The organism is Neotabrizicola sp. VNH66, from assembly GCF_049445895.1.
Taxonomy (GTDB): Bacteria; Pseudomonadota; Alphaproteobacteria; order Rhodobacterales; family Rhodobacteraceae; genus Pseudogemmobacter.
The window spans coordinates 55,549-79,411 of the sequence record NZ_JBMSDW010000019.1 but is presented as its reverse complement, the minus strand read 5'-3'; the positions used below and the strand labels follow the sequence as shown (position 1 = coordinate 79,411).

Sequence of the window (23,863 nt, the reverse complement as noted above, 5' to 3'; positions counted from 1 at the left end):
TTCCAGGTCCGTGTCGCGGTCCTGAACGTCTTTACCGTCCTCGGAACACCCGTCACGCAAGTCGTGGCATAAGTCCGCCTTGGGGAAAGGGGAATTCTGGACCTCAGGCGATTTGTGCAACAGAGCCCCGCAACGCGCGAACCGTGCAACAGACGACTGTGTTACGTTTTGTGGGCGAAATGTGTCACAAAGCGGCGGATCAGAAGATTGAAATCTTCGATTTTTCTGTTTTATTTCAATGATCTATCTTTGAACAAAGTGGCGGAAGCGGTGGGATTCGAACCCACGAACCCTTGCGGGTCGCTGGTTTTCAAGACCAGTGCCATCAACCACTCGGCCACGCTTCCGCTCTCTGCCGGGGCCTTGGCGGGCCGCGGCGGATGGCCCGTTCTACGCAGGTGGGCCGGCGGGGTAAAGCCCTCCTCGCGCGGGGCAATGCAGGGGATCCGCGCCTGTCTGCCGGCAACCGGTCCTGCCCCCTGCCGCCCCCGACCGCCGATACACCCGCCCGGGCGCCCTGATCGGTGCCTGCACCGGCGCGGGGGTGATTCCGAAAGGGCACGGCGGCGGGATTTCCGCGCAACGTGAACGCGGTGCTGCGCCTCTTCCCTTTCCATGGCCGGGCGCAGCCGGTATGCTGCCGCGAAATTCCGGACGATCCCCGGGGCCTCGGGCGGGCCGCCGGGTCGGGGCGGGCAGAACAAACAGAACAAAGGCGCGGCGGCAAACGATCGCGCGGGACGAGGGCGAGAGATGGACAATGCAGCGATGGCGGCAGGAAACGTGCGTCCCCAGGGCGCGGCGCGCAGGGCGGGTCTGGCCGTGGCGATCTTGGCCGCAGGATTTGCGCTGGCCGCCTGCCAGCCGGGCACCTCGCCCTTCGGCGGCGGAGACAAGACCGAGACCGCGCCTAAGCCCCAGAAATCCACCCGGATCGTGGACCGCGATGTCGAGGCGCCGCAGGTGTTTCAGGTGACCGATCAGGCGCTTTGGGACGGCCGCCCCTCACTGGGCGGGGTCTGGGTCGCCTCCTCCAAAGCCACCGACCCGGAGCGGGTCATCATGCGCAATCCCGCGAACGGCAAGTTCGTCATTGGCGCCCTGTTCCGGCGCGAAGTGGACAATCCCGGTCCCAGCCTGCAGATCTCTTCCGACGCGGCCGAGGCGCTTGGCCTGCTGGCCGGGCAGCCCGGCAGGATTTCGGTCACTGCCTTGCGCCGGGAAGAGGCGCCCGAGACCCTGCCCGCAACCCCGGTTCTGGACACGGCCGAGGCGCTGCCCGCCACGCCGGGCGCCATTGACGCGGGCGGCGTGACCACCGCGGCACTGGACGCGCCGAAGGCCGGCGCCAAGCCCGCGGCGAAATCGCCGTCCGAGACGGCCGCCGTCGCCGGTGCCGCCATCGCCGCGGCCCCTGCCCCTGCATCTGCGGCAAAACCCGCAGCAGCCCCCACAAAGCCCGCCGCCGAACCGCCCAAGGCCACCGGCGGACGGCCGATCCAGATCGGCTTCTTCTCGGTCGAGGCCAATGCCACCCGCGCACGCGACCAGCTGTCCAAGGCAGGCGTTGCAGCCGAAATCCGCAAGGAGCAGTCGCAGGGCAAGGATTACTGGTCCGTCTTCGCCCGCGGGGATGCCGCGCTTCTGAAGAAGATCAAGGCGGCCGGTTTCGCCGACGCCTATATGCTGAAATAGGAGGAACGATGTTCCGTTCACTGCACCGTGCGTTCTGCCTTCTGATCCTGTCGCTGGCCCCGGCCTCTGCCTTTGAAACGCAGGCCACCGCCGCATGGGTCTATGATGTCACCACGCATACCGTGCTGATGGACAAGAACGCCGATCAGCCGCTGCCCCCGGCCAGCATGTCGAAGCTGATGACCATCAACATGCTGTTCGAGGCGTTGCGCGATGGCCGGGTGACCATGGACACCACCTTTGCCGTCTCGGACCGCGCGGTCGAGATGACGCGCCGCGGCGGATCGACCATGATGCTGCAGCACAATGACCGGCCGCGGGTCGAGGATCTTATCCACGGCATGATCGTGAATTCCGGCAACGATGCATGTGTCGTGGTGGCCGAGGGGCTGGCCGGCAGCGAGGATGCGTTTTCCGCAATGATGACGGAACGCGCCCGCGCGCTTGGGATGACCGCCTCCACCTTTGCCAATGCCAGCGGTTGGCCGGACCCGAACCACCGCATGTCGATGCGCGACCTTGGCACGCTTGCCCTGCGCCTGATCGAGGAATTCCCGGAATATTACCCGGTGTTTTCCGAGACCGAATACATGTACATGGACCGCTCTCCCGACAACCGTTTCAACCGCAATCCTCTGCTGAAGCTGGGCATCGGCGCGGACGGGCTGAAGACCGGCCACACCCAGGAGGCGGGCTATGGCCTTGTCGGCTCGGCCGTGCAGGGCGACCGCAGGGTGATCTTTGCCATCACCGGCCTGCCGTCGGACAAGGCCCGCGCCGAAGAGGCTGAACGGATCGTGTCCTGGGCCTTCCGCCAGTTCACCATGAAAACCGTGGCGACAACCGGCACCCGTGTGGCTGAGGCCGAGGTGTTCATGGGCGGGGCCGAGACGGTCGGCCTTGTCCCGGCAAAGGACCTGACGCTTCTGGTGCCCGCGCTGGTGCAGGAACAGGTCCAGGCTGAGGTGATCTACAAAGGCCCGCTGCTCGCCCCGGTCGAGGCGGGGGCCGCCGTGGCGGAACTTGTGGTCAAGGTGCCCGGCCTGCCGGATCACCGGGTGCCCTTGGTGGCGGAAACCGCCGTGACCAAGGCCGGGTTCCTGAAGCGGTTGACCACGGCGGCCGGTGTGCTGTGGCAGACCTACGTCGCCGGCGATGCCGCGCCCGCCACCTGATCCCCTGCACATGACCGGCCTCTTTCTCTCGCTGGAAGGCATCGACGGTTCTGGCAAAAGCACGCAGGGCCGCCTTCTGGCACAGGCCCTGCGCGACCTTGGCCATACCGTGACCCTGACGCGGGAACCCGGGGGCAGCCCGGGGGCCGAAGAAATCCGTCGGCTGGTGCTGGAAGGCGCAACCGACCGCTGGTCGGCAGAGACGGAGATCCTGCTCTTCACCGCCGCCCGGCGCGACCATCTGGAAAAGACCATCCGTCCCGCTTTGGCGCGCGGCGAGGTGGTGATCTGCGACCGTTTCGCCGATTCCACCCGCATCTTTCAGGGCATCACCCGTGGCGATCTGAGCGCCACGGTGGACCGTCTGCACGATCTGATGATCGGGGTGGAGCCGGATCTGACGCTGCTCTTCGACCTTGCGCCCGAGGTGGGGCTTGGCCGTGCGCAGGCCCGCGCCGGGGCCGAGATGCGGTTCGAGGATATGGGGCTGGCGTTCCAGACCCGCGCCCGCGCCGGGTTTCTGGCGCTGGCCGACCGCTTTCCCACCCGCTTCCGCCGGATCGACGCCGACCAGCCACCCGAAACGGTGGCCGCCGTGGTGCTGGACGTGGTCCTGCCCGCCCTGCGCTGACCGGCGGCCCCGGGCGTTCCGCCCTTTCCCCTGCCCCCCTTCCCGTGCAATCTGCCGCCCATGGCCGACAGTTCCGATACCCTGCCCGAACCCGACCGCACCCCCGGTGCACCGCATCCGCGCGACACCGGAACGCTGTTCGGGCAAGAGGCGGCCGAGGATGATTTCCTGAAAGCCTTCACCGGCGGGCGTCTGCATCACGCCTGGCTGATGACCGGCCCGCGCGGGGTGGGCAAGGCCACGCTGGCGTGGAAGATCGCGCGCTTCCTGCTGTCCCCGCCGCCCGAGGGCGGGCTGTCCGGCGAACCCGCTTTGCCGGAGACGCTGGAGACGCCCGCCGACACGCCCCTTGCCCGCCGCATGCGCGCACTGGGCGAGCCGCGGCTGTTCCTCCTCCGCCGCGCGGCCAATGACAAGGGCACCGCCCTGTCGCAGGTCATCACCGTGGATGAGGCGCGGCGGCTCAAATCCTTCTTCGCGCTGTCCGCGGCGGATGGCGGTACCCGCGTCGCCATCATCGACTCGGTCGATGAGATGAACCCCAACGCCGCAAACGCGCTGCTGAAACTGCTGGAAGAACCGCCCGCCGGTGCGGTCTTCCTGCTGATCTCGCATCAGCCCGCGCGGCTTCTGCCCACCATCCGCTCGCGCTGCCGGGAATTGCGGCTGGCGCCCCTGTCGGCCGACGACCTGTCCGATGCGCTGGTGCAGGCGGGCGGCGACATCGCCCCCGAAGACCGTACCGCGCTGGCGGAACTGGCCGGCGGTTCGGTGGGCGAGGCGTTCCGGCTGACCAATCTTCAGGGTCTGGAAAGCTACCGCACCCTGATCGACCTGTTCGGCACCCTGCCCGGCCTGAACCGTCCCGCCGCCCTTGCCCTCTCCGAAGCCGCGGCCGCCCGCGGGGCCGAGGACCGCTTCGACCTGATCCTGACCCAGATCGACCTCTTTCTGTCGCGCCTTGCCCGTGCCGCCGCCCGGCGCGAAACCCCGCCCGAAGCCGCGCCCAACGAAGCGGCGGTTTTCGCCCGGCTTGCCCCGGATCAGGCATCGGCCCGGGCCTGGGCCGATCTGGCGCAGACGCTGACACAACGCGCGCGCCGCGGACGGGCCGTGAACCTTGACCATGCCGCGCTTCTCATGGATACCCTCCTGAGGATTGACGCGACGGCGGGCCGGATCGGCCCCGGATGACCATGCTCCCCCAGCTTGTTGACAGCCACTGCCACCTCGACTTCCCCGATTTCGAGGGCGAGGTGGATGATCTGATCGCCCGCGCCCGTGCGGCGGGCGTTACGCGGATGGTCACCATCTGCACCCGGATCGGCAGCCTGCCCAAGGTCCGCGCCATCGCCGAGGCGCATGAAGGGGTGTTCTACACCTTCGGCGTCCATCCGATGAGCGTTGCCGACGAGGCCCCGGTCACGGTCGATCAGCTGGTCGCCCTGTCGCAGGCCCCGAAATTCGTCGGCATCGGCGAAACCGGGCTGGACTACCATTACAGCTTCGACAGCGCCGAGGTGCAGCGCAATTCGCTCCGCATCCATATCCGCGCCGCACAGGAAACCGGCCTGCCGCTGGTGATCCACGCCCGCCGCGCTGACAAGGAGATGGAGCAGATCCTGTCCGAAGGGATGAAAGAAGCGCCGTTCTCCTGCGTGATGCATTGCTTCTCCAGCGGCGCACGGCTAGCGCGGGCAGCGCTGGAGATGGGCTTCTACCTGTCGATGTCCGGCATCGCGACCTTCCCCAAATCGCAGGACCTGCGCGACATCTTTTCCGCCACGCCGCTGGACCGCATCCTTGTGGAAACCGACAGCCCCTATCTGGCGCCGGTCCCGTTCCGCGGACGGCGCAATGAACCTGCCCATGTCGCCCATACCGCGCGCGTCGGCGCCGGGCTTTTCGGCCTGACCGAGGCCGAATTCGCCGCCGCCACCAGCGCGAATTTCGACCGGCTGTTCCCGCGCGCCGCCGCCGCGACACAGGCCGCGTGATGGCGGGGCTGCGCGTCACCATCCTTGGCTGCGGCTCCTCCGGCGGGGTGCCGCGGATCGGCGGGCTCTGGGGCGACTGCGACCCGGCGAACCCGAAGAACCGCCGCCGCCGCTGCTCGCTTCTGGTGGAACGCACCGGCCCCGGCGGCACGACCACGGTGCTGATCGACACCTCGCCCGACCTGCGCGACCAGCTCTTGGAGGCAGGCGTCACCCGGCTGGATGCCGTCGTCTATACCCATTCCCACGCCGATCATGTCCACGGGATCGACGATCTGCGGCAGGTGGTGTTCCTGACCGGCGCCCGCCTGCCGGTCTGGGCCGATGGCCCCACGCAGGAGGCGCTGCTGTCGCGCTTCGGCTATGCCTTCGTGCAGCCCGCGGGCAGCCCCTATCCGCCGATCCTGAACCTGCACACGATCCACGGCGCCTTCCGGATCGACGGCCCCGGCGGCCCGATCCCGTTCCAGCCGTTCCGGGCCGAGCACGGGTCGATGGACGCGCTTGGCTTCCGCATCGGCGGGCTGGCCTATCTGCCCGATGCCGTGGCGATCCCGCCGGAAAGCTGGCCGCATCTCGACGGGCTGGAGGTCTGGATCGTCGATGCCCTGCGCCGCAAGCCGCATCCGACCCATGCCCATCTGGACCTGACGCTTCAATGGATCGCCCGCGCGCAACCCGCCCGCGCCGTGCTGACCAACATGCATATCGACCTTGACCATGCCACGCTGACGGACGAACTGCCGCCCCATATCCGTCCGGCCTATGACGGCATGGTGATCGACCACGACCTTCCCGACTGACCCTTCGCCGCACTGCCCTCCTTTCCAGTTTGCACAAATATCCCACGGGGGTCCGGGGGTGTGAAACCCCCGGGGCGGGCGCGGCACAGAACCCGACCACAGAAGGGGCTCCTCCCGCCCATGAATGCACTTCTCGACGTCATCCTGCCGGTCTTCCTTGTCATCGGCGCAGGCTATGCCGCCGCGCGCTGGATGGGCTTCGGCCCCACGGCGGTGGACGGGGTGATGAAATTCGCCCAGACCTATGCGGTGCCCTGCATGCTGTTCCGCGGGGTCAGCCAGGTGGACCTTGGCGCCGATGCCGAGATCGGGCTGTTCCTGTCCTTCTACATCGGCGCCTTCACCGCCTTCGCGCTCGGCTATCTCTCCGCCCGCCACATCTTCGGCCGCGGGCCCGAGGATGCGGTGGCCATTGGCTTTGCCTGCCTGTTCTCCAACTCGCTTCTGTTGGGGGTGCCGATCACCGAGCGCGCCTATGGGGCCGAGGCGCTGGCGGGCAATTTCACCATCATCGCCCTGCATTCGCCGCTGTTCTACACTTTCGGCATCGTGGCGATGGAACTGGCGAAAAGCCGCGGGCGCCCGCCGGGCCATTTCGGCAGCCTGCTGGCCAGCATCGGCAAAGGGATCGTGCGTCAGCCCTTGGTGATCGGCGTGATGTCGGGGCTGGCGGTGAACCTGACCGGCCTGCCGCTGCCGGGCTTCCTGACCGGCGGGCTGGACATGCTGGTGCGCGCGGCGGTGCCCGCGGCTTTGTTCGGGCTGGGCGGCATCCTGCTGCGCTACCGGCCCGAGGGCGATATGAAGACCATCGCCATGGTGGTGGCGATGTCGATCCTCGTGCACCCGGCCATCGTCTACGGGCTGGGGCATTTCGTCTTTGACCTCAGCACGCCGCAACTGCGCTCGGCCGTGGTGACGGCGGCCATGGCGCCGGGGGTCAATGCCTATCTCTTTGCCGACATGTACGGGCGGGCGCGGCGGGTGAATGCCTCAGCCGTCCTGATCGCCACCGCCGCCTCGATCGTGACGATCTGGGTCTGGCTGCAGATCCTGCCCTGAACGCGAAAGGGGCCCGCCCTCCGGCAGGCCCCTTTCGGTGTTTCCAGCCGGAAAGCCTAGCGCCCGGTCACGCCGCGCAGCCGGTCCGACCGGCGTCGCAGCAGCTCTACCGTCGCCAGCAGAGCGATGGAGATCACCACAAGGATCGTCGCCACCGCCAGAATGGCCGGGCTGATCGCCTCGCGGATGCCGTTCCACATCTGCCGCGGAATGGTCTGCTGATCGGGACCGGCGATGAACAGCACCGCCACCACCTCATCGAAGGAGGTGACGAAGGCGAACAGCGCGCCCGACACCACGCCCGGAAGGATCAGCGGCATGATGACCTTGAAGAAGGTCGTCCGCGGATTGGCCCCCAGACTGGCCGAGGCGCGGATCAGCGACTGGTCAAAGCCCGAGAGCGTGGCCGTCACGGTGATGATGACAAACGGAATGCCCAGCATCGCATGCGCCATGACGACGCCGGTATAGGTGGAGGTCAGCCGCCCGCAGCTGACCCCGATCAGCCCGCAGGGATTGGAGTAGAAGAAGAACATCCCCGTCGCGATGATGATGATCGGCACGATCATGGGCGAGATCAGGATCGCCATGACCACCCGCCGGAACGGCATCTCGGGGCGGGACAGGCCAAGCGCCGCCAGCGTGCCCAGAACGGTGGCCAGAATCGTCGCCCAGAACCCGATGATGACCGAATTCTTCGCCGCCTTCACCCAGGCCGCATTGGCCCACATATCCGACATCCAGGCGCTGCCGCGCTCGGCATCCGGCGCCTGCATCCCCACGGTCAGCAGGCTGTCATACCAGCGCAGGGAATAGCCCTCGGGGTCGAAGGCCAGCATCTTCGGCGTAAAGGTGAAATAGGGCTCCGCGTTGAAAGACAACGGGATGACCACAAGGATCGGCGCGATCAGGAAGATAAAGATCACGGTGCACAGGACGACATAGGTCCAGTACCACAGACGCTCCAGCGGATCGGCATAGGTCGGCAGGGCCATGGCGGTTCTCCTCAGCCGAGTTTCAGATTGTCGATGCCGACCAGGCGGTCATACAGCCAGTAGAGCACCAGCACCCCCGCCAAGAGCATCGCCGACAGCGCGGCTGCCATCGACCAGTTCGATTTCGACATGTGGAACTGGATCATGTTCGAGAAGAGTTGACCGTCCGCCCCGCCCACCAGCGCGGGGGTGATGTAATAGCCCACGGCCAGGATGAAGACGAGCATGGCCCCCGCGCCCATCCCCGGCAGGGTCTGCGGCAGATAGATCCGGCGAAAGGTGGTCCAGCTGGTGGCGCCAAGGCTGCGCGCGGCGCGGGCATAGCTGGGCGGGATCACCCGCATCACCGAATAAAGCGGCAGGATCATGAAGGGCAGCAGGATATGCACCATGACGATGATCGTGCCGGTCTGGTTGTAGATCATCGAAAGCCGGCCATCATCCCCGATGATGCCAAGGGCCACCAGCGTGGAATTCACCACCCCCTGCCCCTGCAACAGCACGATCCAGCTGGTGGTCCGCACCAGAAGCGAGGTCCAGAACGGCAAGAGCACAAGGATCATCAGCAGATTGGCCTTGGCCATCGGCAGCGTGGCCAGCATATGCGCCACCGGAAAGGCCAGCAGCAGGCAGATGAAGGTGATCAGCGCTGACAGGACAAAGGTCTTCACGAAAAGATAGACATAGATCCGCTGGTTCTCGGGCACCCGCTCGATCCCGCCATCGGCGGTGCGCTTGGCATCGACGCTGGCCACGTAGAAATCGGTCGTCAGCGGGGAGGCCGAGGACCGCATCGCCTGCCAGACCAGCGGATCACCCCATTTGGCATCGACGGCCAGAAAGGCCTCTCTGTAGGGCGGTGCAAGGTCATCGGCGCTCCTGACCGTCTTGGTGAACAGGGACCGGCTTTCCGGCAGGGTATAGTTGATCCGCGTTCCGGCCTCGCCCGCGGTCTTTGCCGCCTGCATCGCCTTGAAATCCTCGGCCAGCGCGGCATAGGCCGCCTCATCCGGGGCACCGTCATTCTCCAAGAGCCAGGCCGAGACGGCGGGCGCGTTCTTGGAAAACCCGTCGTGATGGACCGAGCGGAACAGCATCTGTCCGATCGGGATCACGAAGGTCAGGATGACGAACAGCAGAAGCGGCGCCACCAGAAGGAAGGCGCGGCGCTTGCTGCGGGCCTGCGCGCGCAGAAGCGCGGCCTTCAGCGGACGGCCGTCCATGGTCTTGAGCGCACCCGGCACGGGCGCATCGGCGGTCAGGTCTGTCATCTGCGGTCGTCTCGCGGCGGCGGGCCAGAAGCCGGGGCCAGAAAAGGGGCCTGAAAAACCGGGCGCAGCGCCGGAAGGGCCGGCCCGAAGAGGAACGGGCCGCGGCAGTCCCGCCGCGGCCCGCCGTCAGATCAGTTCGACGCCAGCCAGGCGTTGAAGCGCTCGTTCAGTTCCGAGTCCTTGTCGACCCAGAATTCGAACGAGGATTCCAGCGCATTGGTCATGTTTTCCGGCGCGGTCGGCAGATGCGGCGCCATCACCGTCTTGCCGTCCTTGTAGATGATCTCGTTCAGCATCGACGATTTGCGCGCCGGGCCGTAAGAAATCTGCGTGGCCGAAGCCGCCAGCCCTTCGGTCGAGGTGGAGAACTTGATGAACTCCATCGCATCGGCCAGATGGGGGGCGCCCTTCGGGATCGCATACATTTCGTTTTCGTAGATCTGGCCATCCCAGACGATCTGGAACGGCTTGCCCTCGCCCACGGCGGCGGCGAAGATCCGGCCGTTGTAGGCGGTGGTCATCACGACTTCACCATCGGCCAACAGTTGCGGCGGCTGCGCACCGGCTTCCCACCAGACGATATCGCCCTTGATCGTGTCCAGCTTGGCAAAGGCGCGGTCCAGACCTTCGGGGGTCGAAAGCGTGGCATAGACTTCCGAGGCGGGAACGCCGTCACCCATCAGCGCGAATTCCAGAACGGCCTTGGCGCCCTTCTTCAGGCCGCGCTTGCCGGGGAATTTGGCGGTGTCGAAGAAATCGGCCACGGTGGTGGGGACTTCGCCGGTGAACTTGCTGCTGTCATAGGCAAAGATGTTCGACCAGATGTCGGTCGAGACGGCGCATTCGGTCACCGCACCGGGAATGAAGTCTTCCGAAGCCGCCACGCCATCGGAACCGGCAGGCAGGTCGTCGATGCTGATCGGCTCCAGCAGGCCTTCGTCACACAGACGGATCGCATCGGCATATTCCAGCGAAGCCACGTCCACGGTGACATTGCCCGCCTCGACCATCGCCTTGATGGGGGTTGCGGGGTTGTCGCTGTCCACCATGGTGGTGGGGATGCCGGTGGCCGCGGTGAAGGGTTTCAGATGCGCCTCGGTCTGCGCCGCGCCATAGGCGCCGCCCCAGGACATCACGATGACTTCGGCCTGCGCGGCCGCGCCAAAGGCGCAGAGCGCGGTGGTCAGAGCCAGAATTTTTTTCATTGGTGCAGTCTCCCTGTTGTCATTGTCTGGTCTTTGCGGTGACCGGACGCGGAGGCCGCGTCGGGTCCGGATTTTCAGGATAGCAACCCCCGCAGATGTCGTCAGGCACAATCGCCGGAGTTCTGTCCGCCCCGGTCGTCCGCCCCTTCCCCATGCTCCCCTGAGCCCGGGGCCGCGGCGGTCAGATCAGATCCAGCGCGCGGGCATCCTGCGGATACCAGCCCACCCTGATCTTTTCGCCGGGCGATAATTTCGTCTGTCCCAGCGTATTGCGGCATTTCATCACGAAATCATCGGTTCCGGCCACCCGCATGCGGGTGCGCAGGATGTCCCCCATATAGATGACCTCCAGAACCTCGGCCTCCAGCGTGGGCACGCCCGCGGGGATCATATCGGGCTTGAACTCCACCCGTTCGGGCCGGATCGAGACCAGCACCTTCTGCCCGGTGCCGCGGATGTTCACCGGCGTGGCAACGATCACCTCGCCCGTGGTCAGCCTCACCTTGGCCGAGGTGTCGTCGAATTCGACGATCTCGCCCGGCAGCTTGTTGTTCTCGCCGATGAACTGGGCGACGAAGCTGTTCTTCGGCCGCTCATACAACTCATCGGGAGGGGCCAGCTGCTGGATGCGTCCATCGTTGAACACGGCCACCCGGTCGGACATGGTCAGCGCCTCGCCCTGATCATGGGTCACATAGACCACAGTGATGCCAAGGCTTTCGTGCAGGTGCTTGATCTCGAACTGCATATGTTCGCGCAGTTGTTTGTCCAGCGCGCCAAGCGGTTCGTCCATCAGCACCAGCTTCGGATCGAAGACCAGCGCGCGGGCCAGCGCAATGCGCTGCTGCTGCCCGCCCGAAAGCTGCGCCGGGCGGCGGGCCCCGAAGGCGCCCATCTGCACCATGTCCAGCGCGCGCTTGATCTTCGCCTCTCGCTCGGACTTGCCCATGCCGCGCACTTCCAGCGGGAAGGACAGGTTCTCTGCCACCGTCATATGCGGGAACAGGGCATAGTTCTGGAACACCATGCCGATGCCGCGCTTGTGCGGGGGCACCTGATTGATCGGGCGCCCGTCCAGCGTGATCTCGCCATGGGTGGCCGTCTCGAACCCGGCCAGCATCATCAGGCAGGTGGTCTTGCCCGATCCCGACGGCCCAAGCATCGTCAGGAACTCGCCCTTGCCGATATTGAGGTTCAGATCCTTCACGACCAGCGTTTCGCCGTCGTAGCTTTTCTGCACGTGATCGAACACGACGAATGCGTCGTTCCGGGTTTCAGCCGCCACCCGTCGTCTCCCCTGTCATCTGTCCGGCAGGTGTTCCTGCGCTCTTGTTGTCCTCGACGTTGGCAAATGCCGGGCGGCAATGCAACGCCCAAGTAACGCGCCCAATCTGCGGCTGCCAAACCCGGGAAAAACGGCAGGAGGCGACGGGAATGGCGGGAAAAGCGACAAGCGGATACGGGCTTGTCAGGCCCTCTCCCGCAGGTCCCGGCCGCTTCGGACCCGCCTGCAGGCGCCACAGAGGATCACGACTCGCATCAGGACGGCGCCCGCATCGTGACATTGCGCAAGCCTTGCGCAGATTCGGGCAAAAGCGCCTGCATTCCATGCAATGCCCGCACAGGCCCCAGCTTCCGGTTCCGGATGGGCTGCGATAGGATCGGCCAAGGTCAGGAAAGAGGGTGCGATGGATCGGGTTCTGGTGACGGGCGGGGCGGGTTACATCGGATCGCATGCCTGCAAGGCGCTGGCGCAAGCCGGTTTTCTGCCCGTGGCCTTCGACAATCTGTCCACCGGCTGGGCCGAGGCGGTGAAATTCGGCCCCCTTGTCCGGGGCGACCTGATGGATCGTGCCGCCATCGACGCGGCGCTGGCCGAACACCGGCCCGTTGCGGTGATGCATTTCGCCGCGCTGTCCCTTGTGGGCGAGTCGATGAAGGACCCGGCGCTTTACTGGCGGGTGAACACCGGCGGCGCGCTGAACCTGATCGAGGCGACCGTGGCCGCGGGCGTGCGCAACTTCGTCTTCTCCTCCACCTGCGCGACCTATGGCGATCAGGATGGCGTGGTGCTGACCGAGGATACGCCGCAACGCCCGATCAACGCCTATGGCGGGTCCAAGCGCGCGATCGAGGATATGCTGCGCGATTTCGGCGCGGCCTATCCGCTGAACCATGTGATCTTCCGCTATTTCAACGTGGCGGGGGCCGACCCTGAGGGCGAGGTGGGCGAACAGCATTGGCCCGAAACCCATCTGATCCCGCTGATGCTGGAGGCGGTGGCGGGCAAGCGCCCGGCGCTGACCGTGTTCGGCAGCGATTATGCCACCCGCGACGGCACCTGCGTGCGGGATTATGTCCATGTCACCGATCTGGTCGAGGCGCATGTCCTTGGCCTGCGCTGGCTTCTTGACGGCAAGGGTGACCGGGTGTTCAATCTGGGCACCGGCATCGGCTTCACCGTGCGCGAGGTGATCGAGGCCAGCCGCGCCGTCACCAACCGCGAAGTTCCGGTGACCGAAGGCGGCCGCCGGGCCGGAGATGCGACCGCGCTCATCTCCGGTTCGGACCGTGCCACAGAGGAACTGGGGTGGGAGCCGCGGCGGTCGACCCTGCGGCAGATGATCGGCGATGCCTGGGCCTGGACGCAGAAGCCACCCTATGCCGGGTAGGCCGGCCCCCTCCGCGCCCCGATATCCGGATGCCCGGCGGCGCATCGCACTGCGGATATGCTGCGGATGATCGGGATCCGGGAATGGGATCCGCACGGAACCTGCGGCTTTGCCGCACGTTTCCGGGCAATGGACTGCTGATATACTTGCGGGCAGGATGCCGGGCCCTGATCCGGATGCCCGTCAGAACACCCTGTCGCAACGCCGGTCTCAACGAAGGAATGCCATGAAGGTCCGCGCCGTCTTTCTCTTGTGTATAGCCGTGCTTTTCGCCCTGACGCCGCTGATGCTGCCCAGTTTCGACGGCTACGACCCCGAAGATTTTCCGGTGCAGATTCTGCGCCCCGCGGTCCAGCCCGCAGGCTATGCGTTTTCGATCTGGCTGCTGATCTATGCCGGGCTGATCCTGCATGCGGGCTATGGCCTTTTGCAGCGTCATTCCGACCCGGGTTGGGACCGGCCGCGGGTGGCGCTGATGGCGGCGATGCTGCTGGGGACGACCTGGGTGGCCTTTGCCGAGGATCAGCCGGTGGCGGCAACGCTGACCATTCTGGTCATGCTGGCGGCGGCGCTGGTGGCGGTGTTCCGCACCGGGCGGAGCGAGTTCTGGCTGCAGATGGCGCCCGTCGCGCTGTTCGCGGGCTGGGTCACCGCGGCGGCGGGTGCGGCGACCGGCGTGACGCTGGGCGGTCTGGGCTGGCTGCCCGACACCACGGCGGCGGTGGTCTGCATCCTTGCCGTGCTGGCGGTGGCCGCCACGGTGCAATTGCGGCTGGGCCGGGTCTGGCCCTATGGCTTTGGCGTGATCTGGGCGCTGATCGGCATTGTGGTGGCGAACTGGTCGGTGAATGCCACCGTCTACTGGACCGCCGCGGCGGGGATCGTGGCCATGATCGCCGTCACCGTGCTGGCCGCCCGGCACTGAGGCAGCGGCGGGGTCAACCCCGCCCCGCCGCTTGCGGCGCATAGCCCGTCAGACGGCATTCGCAGGGCGGGGTTCAACCCGCCCCCTTCCAGGGTTCGGGCCGAAGCGGCGGTCAGCCCGGCCCGGGCTTGTCCAGATGCTTGCGCAACCGGCTGGGCGTGTGGAACTTCCGCACCTTCCACGGGTTCTGGTCGCCCTGCCCGCGCAGGAACAGCCGGATCGGCGTGCCCGGCATATCGAAATGGTCGCGCAAGCCGTTGACCAGATAGCGCTTGTAGCTGTCCGGCAGTTCATCCGGGCGCGAGCATTTGATGACAAAGCCCGGCGGGCGGGTCTTGGCCTGTGTGATATAGCGCAGCTTGATGCGGTGGCCACCGGGCGCGGGCGGCGGATGCGCCTCGGTCATGGCAGAGAGCCAGGTGTTCAGCCGGTTGGTCGGCACCCGGCGGTTCCAGACCGCATGGGCGCGCAGGATCGCCTCGTGCAGCCGGTCCATCCCCCGTCCGGTCTTGGCCGAGACGGTGATCAGCGGCGCGCCGCGCAGTTGCGGCAGCAGGCGTTCGAACATCTCCTTGAGGTCGGCCAGCTTTTCCTGCCGCTCTTCCTCAAGGTCCCATTTGTTCACCGCGATGACCACGGCGCGGCCCTCGGTCTCGGCGAAATCCGCGATGCGCAGATCCTGCGTCTCGAACGGGATGTCATTGTCCAGAAGGACCACGACCACCTCGGCAAAGCGCACGGCGCGCAAGCCATCGGCAACCGACAGCTTTTCCAGCTTTTCGGTGACGCGGGCCTTCTTGCGCATCCCGGCCGTGTCCCAGATCCGCACCGGCGTGCCCATCCAGTCCGCCTTGACCGAGATGGCATCGCGGGTGATCCCGGCCTCCGGCCCGGTCAACATGCGATCCTGCCCGAGGATGCGGTTCACCAGCGTGGACTTGCCCGCATTCGGACGCCCGATCACGGCGATCTGCAGAGGTTTCTGGGCCGAGGGGCGCCAGCTTTCATCCTCGGTCCCGTCATCCTCGCTGTCTTCGGGAATGTCGAGGTCGGTGACCGGCGTGATCTCGGCCTCCCGCTCGGCAAACTCGCCCTCCAGCGGGCGCAGGACGTCGTAGAGATCGTCCATCCCTTCGCCGTGTTCGGCGGACAGGCGCAGGGGTTCGCCCAGACCCAGCGAATAGGCCTCAAGGAACCCGCCCTCGCCCGCGCGGCCTTCGGCCTTGTTCACGCCGACGATGACGCGGGCGTTCTTCTTGCGCAGAATCTCGGCAAAGGTCTCATCCGAGGGGGTGATCCCCACCCGGCCATCGACCAGAAACAGGCAGATGTCCGCCAGTTCCACCGCGCGTTCGGTCAGGCGCCGCATGCGGCCCTGAAGGCTGTCATCCGTGACCTCCTCCAGCCCGGCCGTGTCGATCACGGTGAAGCGCAGGTCGAAGAGGCGGGCGTCCCCCTCGCGCAGGTCGCGCGTCACGCCGGGCTGGTCATCGACCAGCGCCAGCTTCTTGCCGACCAGACGGTTGAACAGCGTGGACTTGCCGACATTCGGCCGCCCGACGATGGCGAGGGTAAAGCTCATGGGTCTCTCCTGAAGCCCGGGGGCTTATACCAGAGCGCGCTCAGCGGAAAGCCAGAAGTTGCCCGTTGTTGGAAACGACGTAAAGCGTGCCACCGGCCACCGCAGGCTGCGTGGCCGCGCCGCCGGGAATTTCCGCCGTGGCGACAAGGCTGCCGTCCACCGGGGAAAAGCCGCGCAGGATGCCGTCGCCCGAGGCGACCCAGACCCGGCCGCCCGCCAGAACGGGGCCATAATGGGCGGTGATCGCCTTGCGTTTCTTGACCTTTTCGGCCTCGAAATAGGGCATCTCGACCTCGAAGACCACATCGCCGGTGGCGGCATCCAGCCGCACCAGCCGCGCCTCGTCATTGACCAGAAAGACCGAACCGCCCGCCACGACCAGGGGTCCAAGCGCGCCTTCGCCCGCGGTCCAGATCTTCTCGCCCGAGCCCGAGTCCAGCGCCACGGTGCGGCCCGCCGCGGTGCCGGTGTAAAGCACACCGCCCACCAGCGCGGCATCGCCCGTCACATCCTGCGCCAGACCATAGGCCCGGCCCAGACGGCGCCCGGCCAGCGATTCCTGCCAGACCTTGGTGCCGCCGCCGATCTTCAGCACCGCCATCAGATCGCCCGCCCCCGAGGGGAAGATCACCGTCCGGTCGGCCACCGTCGGTGCCGCAGTGCCCAGATAGCCGGCGGTTCCGGGGGTACCCAAGACCTGCCATTTCACCCGGCCGGTGGCCGCATCCAGCGCCCATGCCCCGCCATCGCGCCCGGTGACATAAACCGCCCCATCCGCCACCGCAGGGGCACCCGCCATCGGCGCATCGACACGCTGGCGCCAGATCACCGCGCCCGAGGCAGCCTGAAGCGCAACGACTTCGCCATAGCCGGTGGTGGCATAGACCACGCCACCCTCGGCCGCGAGACCGCCGCCCGAAATCACCGCCGCGTTCCGGTCATATCCCGCGGTCAGATCCGCCTGCCACAACAGCGCGCCGCCGGTCGACACCGCCGAAACCGTGGCCCCGGCATCCATGGCGAAGACGCGGCCGCCCGCCACGACAGGCGCCACCGAGACGCGGTTCTTGCGGCTGGACCCTGCGCCGATGCCGGTCGCCCAGACCAGCTGCGGCGCCGTGGAAAACGCCGCATGGGGGGCAGCATGACGGGCGTTGCCACCGCGCTGCGGCCAGTCGGCATTGGCCTGCGCGCCCGGCAGGCTGATCGGTTTCGACTGCCGCACCACACCATCGGCCGGGGCCTTCGGCGCGGGATTGCCTTCGGTCGGGATGCTGTCTTCCAGCGGTGCGCGGACAGGGAAGCGTTCGCCCTGAAGGATCAGTTCCTTTTCGCCGCAGCCCGCCAGCAGCGCCGCGCCAAGGGCCATGCCGGAAATCCAGCCGATGCGCCGTTTCATGCCTGCGTCCTGCTTCACGATCCGCCCCATTCCCTGCCCCGCCTGCTGTCTGCCCTGCGCCCGCAGGTCAGCCATCCGTCTCTGCCGGTGCCGCCGGTTCGGCCACGGCCGCAGCCGGAGCACCGCCAAGCGCCGTCACAACCTGCCCCGCCCGGGTGCGCAGCCCCGAGGTCGCATCCTGCGCCGAGGTCAGCGCGGCAAGCGTGGCGATGGCCTCATCCGTCTTGCCTTCTTCCAGCAGGAGATAGGCCAGCTGTTCGGACGCCAGCGCGCGATAGGGGCGGCCGGTGACGGCAATCCCTTCCAGCGCGGCACGGCGGTCGGCCAGCGGCAGGTCGGTGCCTGCGACAATGACCTTCTTCAGCACCGCCAGATCGCGCCATTCCGCAGGCAATGCGGTATCGGCGATCACCCGGTCCATTGCGGCCAAAGTCGCGGCCTTGTCCTCGGCCGGGTCCGAGCCGATGAGCATTTCCAGAACCGCGCGCTGCGTGCCATCGGCCGAAACCGATTCCAGCGCGGCGCGGCGCTCTGCCGGTGTGCCGCTGTCAAAGGCCTCGATCAGGGCATCCCCGAAAGACTGCGCCCGGCTGGCGCCGGTGATCTTCTGCCATTCGACAAAAGCGGTGCCGCCGACGATGCCAAGGATCACCACGACGCCGATCCAGCCGTATCTGCGGAACGCGCCATAGAGACGGTCGCGGCGGACCTCTTCGGTCACTTCCTGGATAAAGCTTTCGGAATTGCTCACGCCTTTGGCCTTCCTGCCGTTTTCCCCGTCTTACAGGGAATCCCGCGCGATTGCCAAGCCCCGCGCAAGGACGGGCAAGCCTGACCTGCCCTAACGTCCCAACGCCTTGCGATAGTTCGCCATCCATTCAAGGTAGGTGTCGCTGGGCAGACGGCCCGTCGCTTCCAGCCCCTCCAGCAGCGCCAGCGCCTCTTCGAACAGCGGTGCGGGCTCTGACTGATAGCTGGCCATCCGGTCCAGTGCGGTCACAAGGTCGATGGTGGCCTGCACATCGCCGGGATTCTGCTGGTAAAGCCAGCGCATGATGCCAAGCGCCTTTTCCTCATGCGGGGCGCCGGGGGGCAGGTCCTGCTGGTAATACCATGTATCGGCCAGAATCTGCAGCGTGATGGCCAGTTCCCTCTGCTCGGGCAGGCCGCCCGGCAGCTGCCCCGCGATCCAGGTCCGCAGATCCACGGCCTGCTGCAGCTCGACCCGGGCGGCGTCGAATTCCTCCATCCGGGTCAGCACATCGCCGATCCGTTCCAGCGCCAGCGCATAATCCTTGGCACGGCCGGTGTTCCACGCATCGCCCGAGGACAGGACATAGGCCACATCCGCCATGATCCGGTAGCTGGCCAGCGCCCCGGGCAAATCCTCGGCCGCGCGCTGCGCATCGCCCAGACGGTTCGCGGCCACCACCCGGTCCGTCAGATAGGCCGCATCACCCGGGCGCAGCTGCAAAAGCCGCTCGGACAGGGCAAGTGCCGCCTGCCCGGCTGTCACCGCGCCGGCCCCATCCCCCGCAGCAACCAGAATCTCCACCTGAAGATTGCGCGCCGTCAGAAGTTCGCGCAGTGCGCCCTCGTCCTGCGGGCTTTCGGCGGCAATCGCCTCCAGAAGCGTCACCACCTCGGCATTGGCCGCCTGTTCGGCGGGGTAATCCGCCTGACGGCGGTAGAGATCGGCCATGTTGCGCAGGACGCTGACCAGATCGCGGCGGTAAAGCTGCACCGCCGGATCGGTCGCCACCAGCGTCCGCCGCAGCGTCAGCGTTTCGGTATAAAGCGCCAGCGCAAGATCCAGCTCGCCGGATTTGTCCGCCGTCACCGCCAGCTTTTCCAGCGCCACCCCCAGATCGCGCTGCCGCGGCAGGGATGACGGGTCCAGCGCCACGATCTGGTCGCGCACGTCATAGCTTTTCTCGAACGCCTCGCGCGCGGACATGTAGTCGCCCTGATCGAACAGCACATCGCCGATCCGCTCCAGGCTGACGGACATGTCGCGCAGCCATTCGGCATTCTGCGGGTCCAGCGCCGTCAGATCCTCGCGGATCGAAAGCGCCTCGGAATGCGACATCAGCCCGGTGATCACATCGCCCATGGCGACATAGATGTCCCCGATCTTTTCCAGCGTCACCGCCCGGTCACGCTTGCGCGGGGTATTGGTCGGGTCCAGCGCCAGCAGCTCGTCCCGGATGCGCAGCGCCTCCATATAGATGGCCAGCGCCGAGTCGTGATCACCTTCGCGCATCATCATGTCGCCCAGACGTTCCAGCGCAACCGACAGGTCGCGCCGCATGTCCTGATCGTCGGGAAAACGGTTGGCCAGCCCCTGCGCCACCTGCAAGGACACGTCATAGGATTCGCGCGCCGCCCGCAAATCGTTCAGCTGCACCTGCACATCGCCGATACGCTCATGGGTGGAGGCGACAGCGCGCAGATAGATCACCGTGTCGGGCGACAGGTTCAGCAACAGGTCCGCCAGATCCAGCGCCGCGCCATAGGCCGTCAGCGCACCGGGATAATCCGCCTGCGCGAACCGGACATCGCCCAGATTGCGCTGCGCCAGAACCCGGTCATACATCAGGTCCAGATCGTCGGGCAGCCGGTCGGACTGCCATTGGCTGAAGTCCAGCGCATCCTGATAGGATTGCTCGGCATCGGGCAGGAACCCCTGCTGCTGCAACACGCCGCCGACCGCCATCAGCGCATAGACCAGCTCCCGCGTCCAGCCGATGTCGGTGGGCTCGGCCCTGGCCAGTTCCAGCAGATAATCGGCCCGCGTCTTGTGCGCCCCAAGCGCGCCAAAGCTGTTTCCCGCCAGCTGCTGCAAGGTGCCGAGGGATTCCAGCGCGGTGACATATGCCATCTTCGCCTCGCGGTCGGGCAGCTGGCCCTGCACTTCGGCATAAAGCTCGGCCGCCTGCGCGAAGCTGCCGATCGCCTCGTCATAGCGCAGATCGGCCCGCGCGACGTTCGCGCGCAGCACATGGGACGACGCTTCGGACAAAGCCCGCTGAAGATAGTTCTCCTTGATCCCCAGCCGCGACGAACGGTCGATCTCGATCGCCTGATCCAGCAGCTTGAACGCCGCCTCGGTCGCGCCCAGATCGAACTGCTCCTGCGCCTGCGCCCGCAGTTCCGGCACCCGCGGGTCGTCAGAAGCAAACTTCATCAACTCGCTCTGGAAGGTGGCATAGGACAAGGCCGCTTCTTCCAGCTTGCGCTGCCGCTCCTCCGTGGACAGTTTCGCCAGATCGGCCGAAATCAGCGCCGCATAAAGCGGGGCCAACGGCATATCATTCTGGGCGGCCACCGTCTCGACCTCGGCCATCAGGTCGGGCGTCAGCCCCGCCATCGCGGTCAGAAGCTGGCCCCGCTCATCCTCGGTCCGGCCGGTCTGGCCGGAAATGTAGATCAGCCCCGGCAGGCCGCTTTCCATATAGGGGTTCTGCTTGCCGCGCGACCGGTCATAGACATCCATCTGCACCCGGGTCAGCGCGGTCTTCAGCTCCTCCCCCGGCGTGCCCAGATAGCGGATCAGCGCATCGGTGAAGGGCGAATTCTTGCCATCGCCATCCGAGGCGGTCGCCCCCGGCGCCGCGGCGAAAAGATAGACCACACCATCGGAATTCCCGAGCCGCCCGAGGCCCGGCACCGGCTTCGGCCGCTCCGGCGGGTCGTCGGACAGGGCCGCCGCGCCGCGCCCGTCCGGGGACGCCCCCGCGCCTTGCGCGAAAGGATCGTCCCGGCAGGCGTCCAGCAACAGGATGCCGGCACCCGACACCTCATCCAGCAGGGCATGCAGTTCTTCCAGCGGCAATGCCGTCTCTTTCAGCCGCTCGGACGAGGTGGCTTCGGTGTCGGTGGGCAGCAGGTAATTCACCCCGTCCACCGCCACCCCGTGCCCGGCATAGAAAATCAGCGCCACATCGGCGCCTGCGGCATCCTCGCGGAAATCCTCCAGCGCACGGCGCATCCGGCGCAGATCGCGGTCGGATTCGGTCCAGACCTCAAAGCCCAGCCCCTCCAGCAGGTCCTCCATCGCGCGGCCGTCATTCTCGGGATTCCCGAGCGGGCGCAGGTGCTGGTAATCCTCGACCGACAGCACCAGCGCCACGCGCCGTTCGGCCGCCGCCTGACCGGCGCAGCCCAGAATGAAAAGACCTGCAAAGACAACGCGGCGGAGCATCGCCCCCTACCCTGAAGACAGCCCCAAAATGGCCGCCCCGACGCGCAGGGTCAAAGGAAATATGCCCCGCCCGGGGTGCGGAAAAACCTATCCCGGCCGCGCCACGCCACGCAACCTGCATTGTCCGCCGCATCCGGACCCTGCCATCTCATCTGTTCAGAAATATCCCCGCCGGAGACATACCCCGCCGCGGGACAGAACGGCCACAGGCCCGCCGCCGCGCGCGCAACCGCGCTTTCGGACCGGCCCCCCATTCCACTTTGTGCAAATATCCCGCGGGGGTCCGGGGGCGCGAAGCCCCCGGCGGTTCCGGCGGGGCATACCGGGATCAGGCGGCCTCCTGCTCTTCCTCGGCCACCTGCTGCGCCCACATCGCGGCATAGCGCCCGCGCTGTGCCAAGAGATCCTCATGCGAGCCCGCCTCGATCACCCGGCCCGCCTCCATCACCAGAATATGGTCGGCATCCGAAATGGTGGACAGGCGGTGCGCTATGGTGATGACGCTGCGGCCCTCGCCCATCTCGCGCAAGGACTCCTGGATCGACCGTTCGGTCTGGGTGTCCAAGGCTGAGGTCGCCTCATCCAGAATCAGGATCGGCGGGTTCTTCAGCAGGGTGCGCGCGATGCCGACCCGCTGCTTCTCGCCGCCGGACAGCTTCAGCCCGCGTTCGCCCACCATCGTGTCATAGCCTTCGGGCAGGCTGATGATGAAATCATGGATCTTCGCCGCTTTCGCAGCCGCGACCACCTCGGCCTCGGTCGCATGGTCGTGGCCATAGGCGATGTTGTAGCGGATCGTGTCGTTGAACAGAACGGTGTCCTGCGGCACCACGCCGATGGCGGCATGCAGGCTGCCCTGCGTCACCTGCCGGATGTCCTGCCCGTCGATGCGGATGGCGCCGCCCGTCACATCGTAGAACCGGAACAAGAGCCGCCCGATGGTGGATTTCCCCGATCCGGAATGGCCGACCAGCGCCAGACGCTGGCCCGGCCCCACGCGGAAGCTGACGCCCTTCAGGATCTCGCGCTCGGGGTCATAAGCGAAACGCACATCATCAAAGACGATCTCGCCGCCTTTTACCGCCAGCGCGGGCGCGCCTTCGGCATCGCGGATTTCGGCCGGTTGCGACAACAGGCCGAACATCTGGCCCATATCCACCAAAGCCTGCCGGATTTCGCGATAGACCGTGCCAAGGAATCCCAGCGGCATGGTGATCTGCATCATATAGGCGTTGACCATGACGAAATCGCCCACCGTCAGCTGCCCGGCCTGCACGCCGCGCGCGGCCAGCACCATGACCCCCACCAGACCGGCGGTGATCAGGAAGGTCTGGCCGATGTTCAGAAAGCTGAGCGACAGGCCGGTCTTCACCGCCGCCGCCTCATAGCGTTCCATTGCCCGGTCATAACGCGCCTCTTCGCGGGCCTCGGCGTTGAAATACTTGACCGTTTCATAGTTCAGCAGGCTGTCGATCGCCTTCTGGTTGGCATCGGTGTCCTGATCGTTCATCTCGCGCCGGATCTGCACGCGCCATTCGGTCACCTTGAAGGTGAACCAGACATAGACGGCAATCGTCCCTGCCACGACCACGGCGTAAAGCCAGCCGAAGACCACGGCAAAGATCACCGTGACCAGCGTCAGCTCGATGATCAGCGGCCCGATGGAGAACAGCATGAAGCGCAGCAGGAAATCGACGCCCTTGACCCCGCGCTCGATGATCCGGCTCAGCCCGCCGGTCTTGCGGGTGATATGATAGCGCAGCGAGAGGCGGTGGATATGCCCGAAGGTCTCCAGCGCCAGCCGCCGCAGGGCGCGCTGGCCCACCCGGACAAAGACCGCATCGCGCAATTCGCCGAAGGCAACCGCGCCAAGCCGCGCCATGCCATAGGCCACTGTCAGCCCGACCGCCCCCAGCATCAGCGTATAGGCCGGGTCGGAACCCGCCTCGCCCGACAGCGTGTCCACCGCCAGCTTGTAGAGATAGGGCGTGGCGATCGAGACGATCTTGGCCAGCACCAGCAGCGCCATCGCCATCACCACCCGCCGCTTGACCCAAGGCTGGCCCGGCGGCCAGAGATAGGGCAGCACGCGGGAAATCGTCTGCCATCCGGTCGAATTATGCTCGGGGCTGGCGGGCTTTGTCTGGGCGGATCGGCGCATGGGAAGGGTCCGGCTGTGGCGGCGGGCCCTGCAACCTTCGGGTTGACATCCGGGCGCACGCGGCTATTCATTTCAAGAGTTCATGA

Annotated in this window: 18 protein-coding genes and 1 tRNA gene; 9 read left to right on the top strand and 10 right to left on the bottom strand. The window is 66.6% G+C overall.

What is annotated here, in order from left to right:
• Positions 1 to 259 precede the first annotated feature (259 nt).
• Positions 260 to 347: transfer RNA gene (locus tag ACO2Q5_RS20265), tRNA-Ser, on the bottom strand.
• Positions 348 to 753: 406 nt separating this feature from the next.
• Between ACO2Q5_RS20265 and ACO2Q5_RS20260 the strand changes: the two genes are divergently transcribed.
• The 7 genes from ACO2Q5_RS20260 to ACO2Q5_RS20230 all read left to right on the top strand — a co-directional run bounded on the left by ACO2Q5_RS20260 (position 754) and on the right by ACO2Q5_RS20230 (position 7,363).
• Positions 754 to 1,695 (top strand): SPOR domain-containing protein, encoded by a 942-nt coding sequence (locus tag ACO2Q5_RS20260; protein ID WP_423294430.1) that lies wholly within the window; start codon positions 754 to 756, stop codon positions 1,693 to 1,695.
• A gap of 8 nt (positions 1,696 to 1,703) precedes the next feature.
• The gene (locus ACO2Q5_RS20255; RefSeq protein WP_423294428.1) at positions 1,704 to 2,870 is read left to right on the top strand and encodes a D-alanyl-D-alanine carboxypeptidase family protein; all 1,167 of its coding nucleotides are present in this window, start codon (positions 1,704 to 1,706) and stop codon (positions 2,868 to 2,870) included.
• A gap of 10 nt (positions 2,871 to 2,880) precedes the next feature.
• Positions 2,881 to 3,501, top strand: a complete 621-nt coding sequence (tmk, locus tag ACO2Q5_RS20250) for a dTMP kinase (RefSeq protein WP_423294426.1) — start codon at positions 2,881 to 2,883, stop codon at positions 3,499 to 3,501.
• Positions 3,502 to 3,561: 60 nt separating this feature from the next.
• Positions 3,562 to 4,695, top strand: coding sequence for a DNA polymerase III subunit delta' (locus ACO2Q5_RS20245; RefSeq protein ID WP_423294424.1), 1,134 nt, complete (start codon positions 3,562 to 3,564; stop codon positions 4,693 to 4,695).
• The gene (locus tag ACO2Q5_RS20240; protein WP_423294422.1) at positions 4,692 to 5,498 is read left to right on the top strand and encodes a TatD family hydrolase; all 807 of its coding nucleotides are present in this window, start codon (positions 4,692 to 4,694) and stop codon (positions 5,496 to 5,498) included. The genes ACO2Q5_RS20245 and ACO2Q5_RS20240 overlap by 4 nt, the downstream gene beginning before the upstream one ends.
• A complete protein-coding gene (locus ACO2Q5_RS20235) occupies positions 5,498 to 6,301 on the top strand; it encodes an MBL fold metallo-hydrolase (RefSeq protein WP_423294420.1) in 804 nt (267 codons plus the stop codon). The genes ACO2Q5_RS20240 and ACO2Q5_RS20235 overlap by 1 nt, the downstream gene beginning before the upstream one ends.
• A 120-nt stretch (positions 6,302 to 6,421) precedes the next feature.
• Complete coding sequence (locus tag ACO2Q5_RS20230) at positions 6,422 to 7,363, top strand: AEC family transporter (RefSeq protein WP_423294418.1); 942 nt, start codon at positions 6,422 to 6,424, stop codon at positions 7,361 to 7,363.
• 56 nt (positions 7,364 to 7,419) lie between these two features.
• Here the strand turns inward: ACO2Q5_RS20230 and ACO2Q5_RS20225 are convergent, their stop codons facing one another.
• The 4 genes from ACO2Q5_RS20225 to ACO2Q5_RS20210 all read right to left on the bottom strand — a co-directional run bounded on the left by ACO2Q5_RS20225 (position 7,420) and on the right by ACO2Q5_RS20210 (position 12,119).
• A complete protein-coding gene (locus ACO2Q5_RS20225) occupies positions 7,420 to 8,358 on the bottom strand; it encodes an ABC transporter permease (protein WP_423294416.1) in 939 nt (312 codons plus the stop codon).
• Positions 8,359 to 8,369: 11 nt separating this feature from the next.
• Positions 8,370 to 9,629, bottom strand: coding sequence for an ABC transporter permease (locus tag ACO2Q5_RS20220; protein WP_423294414.1), 1,260 nt, complete (start codon positions 9,627 to 9,629; stop codon positions 8,370 to 8,372).
• Between the two features lie 131 nt (positions 9,630 to 9,760).
• Complete coding sequence (locus tag ACO2Q5_RS20215; protein WP_423294412.1) at positions 9,761 to 10,834, bottom strand: ABC transporter substrate-binding protein; 1,074 nt, start codon at positions 10,832 to 10,834, stop codon at positions 9,761 to 9,763.
• A gap of 181 nt (positions 10,835 to 11,015) precedes the next feature.
• Entirely contained in the window at positions 11,016 to 12,119 is a 1,104-nt protein-coding gene (locus tag ACO2Q5_RS20210; RefSeq protein ID WP_423294410.1) for an ABC transporter ATP-binding protein, read from the bottom strand.
• A 403-nt stretch (positions 12,120 to 12,522) separates the two neighbouring features.
• On the opposite strand from ACO2Q5_RS20210, the gene galE reads away from it, so the two are divergent.
• Both galE and ACO2Q5_RS20200 read left to right on the top strand, forming a co-directional pair.
• On the top strand, positions 12,523 to 13,506 hold the full coding sequence (gene galE, locus ACO2Q5_RS20205; RefSeq protein WP_423294408.1) for a UDP-glucose 4-epimerase GalE: 984 nt from the start codon (positions 12,523 to 12,525) through the stop codon (positions 13,504 to 13,506).
• 226 nt (positions 13,507 to 13,732) lie between these two features.
• On the top strand, positions 13,733 to 14,431 hold the full coding sequence (locus ACO2Q5_RS20200) for a hypothetical protein (protein ID WP_423294406.1): 699 nt from the start codon (positions 13,733 to 13,735) through the stop codon (positions 14,429 to 14,431).
• A gap of 112 nt (positions 14,432 to 14,543) precedes the next feature.
• Here the strand turns inward: ACO2Q5_RS20200 and der are convergent, their stop codons facing one another.
• The 5 genes from der to ACO2Q5_RS20175 form a co-directional block, all read right to left on the bottom strand.
• Positions 14,544 to 16,013: a ribosome biogenesis GTPase Der gene (der, locus tag ACO2Q5_RS20195; protein WP_423294404.1), complete on the bottom strand. Its 1,470-nt coding sequence runs from the start codon at positions 16,011 to 16,013 to the stop codon at positions 14,544 to 14,546.
• A 40-nt stretch (positions 16,014 to 16,053) separates the two neighbouring features.
• Positions 16,054 to 17,412 carry a PQQ-binding-like beta-propeller repeat protein gene (locus ACO2Q5_RS20190; RefSeq protein ID WP_423294402.1) on the bottom strand — a complete coding sequence of 453 codons (1,359 nt, stop codon included), beginning with the start codon at positions 17,410 to 17,412 and terminating at the stop codon, positions 16,054 to 16,056.
• A 67-nt stretch (positions 17,413 to 17,479) separates the two neighbouring features.
• Positions 17,480 to 18,163, bottom strand: a complete 684-nt coding sequence (locus ACO2Q5_RS20185) for a hypothetical protein (RefSeq protein WP_423294400.1) — start codon at positions 18,161 to 18,163, stop codon at positions 17,480 to 17,482.
• Between the two features lie 90 nt (positions 18,164 to 18,253).
• Complete coding sequence (locus ACO2Q5_RS20180) at positions 18,254 to 21,616, bottom strand: caspase family protein (RefSeq protein ID WP_423294398.1); 3,363 nt, start codon at positions 21,614 to 21,616, stop codon at positions 18,254 to 18,256.
• A 328-nt stretch (positions 21,617 to 21,944) separates the two neighbouring features.
• Positions 21,945 to 23,777 carry an ABCB family ABC transporter ATP-binding protein/permease gene (locus ACO2Q5_RS20175; RefSeq protein WP_423294396.1) on the bottom strand — a complete coding sequence of 611 codons (1,833 nt, stop codon included), beginning with the start codon at positions 23,775 to 23,777 and terminating at the stop codon, positions 21,945 to 21,947.
• Positions 23,778 to 23,863 lie beyond the last annotated feature (86 nt).

Coding starts and splice junctions, on each gene's coding strand:
- ACO2Q5_RS20260 (WP_423294430.1), top strand. CDS start 754: ATGGACAATGCAGCGATGGCGGCAGGAAACGTGCGTCCCCAGGGCGCG.
- ACO2Q5_RS20255 (WP_423294428.1), top strand. CDS start 1,704: ATGTTCCGTTCACTGCACCGTGCGTTCTGCCTTCTGATCCTGTCGCTG.
- tmk (WP_423294426.1), top strand. CDS start 2,881: ATGACCGGCCTCTTTCTCTCGCTGGAAGGCATCGACGGTTCTGGCAAA.
- ACO2Q5_RS20245 (WP_423294424.1), top strand. CDS start 3,562: ATGGCCGACAGTTCCGATACCCTGCCCGAACCCGACCGCACCCCCGGT.
- ACO2Q5_RS20240 (WP_423294422.1), top strand. CDS start 4,692: ATGACCATGCTCCCCCAGCTTGTTGACAGCCACTGCCACCTCGACTTC.
- ACO2Q5_RS20235 (WP_423294420.1), top strand. CDS start 5,498: ATGGCGGGGCTGCGCGTCACCATCCTTGGCTGCGGCTCCTCCGGCGGG.
- ACO2Q5_RS20230 (WP_423294418.1), top strand. CDS start 6,422: ATGAATGCACTTCTCGACGTCATCCTGCCGGTCTTCCTTGTCATCGGC.
- ACO2Q5_RS20225 (WP_423294416.1), bottom strand. CDS start 8,358: ATGGCCCTGCCGACCTATGCCGATCCGCTGGAGCGTCTGTGGTACTGG.
- ACO2Q5_RS20220 (WP_423294414.1), bottom strand. CDS start 9,629: ATGACAGACCTGACCGCCGATGCGCCCGTGCCGGGTGCGCTCAAGACC.
- ACO2Q5_RS20215 (WP_423294412.1), bottom strand. CDS start 10,834: ATGAAAAAAATTCTGGCTCTGACCACCGCGCTCTGCGCCTTTGGCGCG.
- galE (WP_423294408.1), top strand. CDS start 12,523: ATGGATCGGGTTCTGGTGACGGGCGGGGCGGGTTACATCGGATCGCAT.
- ACO2Q5_RS20200 (WP_423294406.1), top strand. CDS start 13,733: ATGAAGGTCCGCGCCGTCTTTCTCTTGTGTATAGCCGTGCTTTTCGCC.
- der (WP_423294404.1), bottom strand. CDS start 16,013: ATGAGCTTTACCCTCGCCATCGTCGGGCGGCCGAATGTCGGCAAGTCC.
- ACO2Q5_RS20190 (WP_423294402.1), bottom strand. CDS start 17,412: ATGAAACGGCGCATCGGCTGGATTTCCGGCATGGCCCTTGGCGCGGCG.
- ACO2Q5_RS20180 (WP_423294398.1), bottom strand. CDS start 21,616: ATGCTCCGCCGCGTTGTCTTTGCAGGTCTTTTCATTCTGGGCTGCGCC.
- ACO2Q5_RS20175 (WP_423294396.1), bottom strand. CDS start 23,777: ATGCGCCGATCCGCCCAGACAAAGCCCGCCAGCCCCGAGCATAATTCG.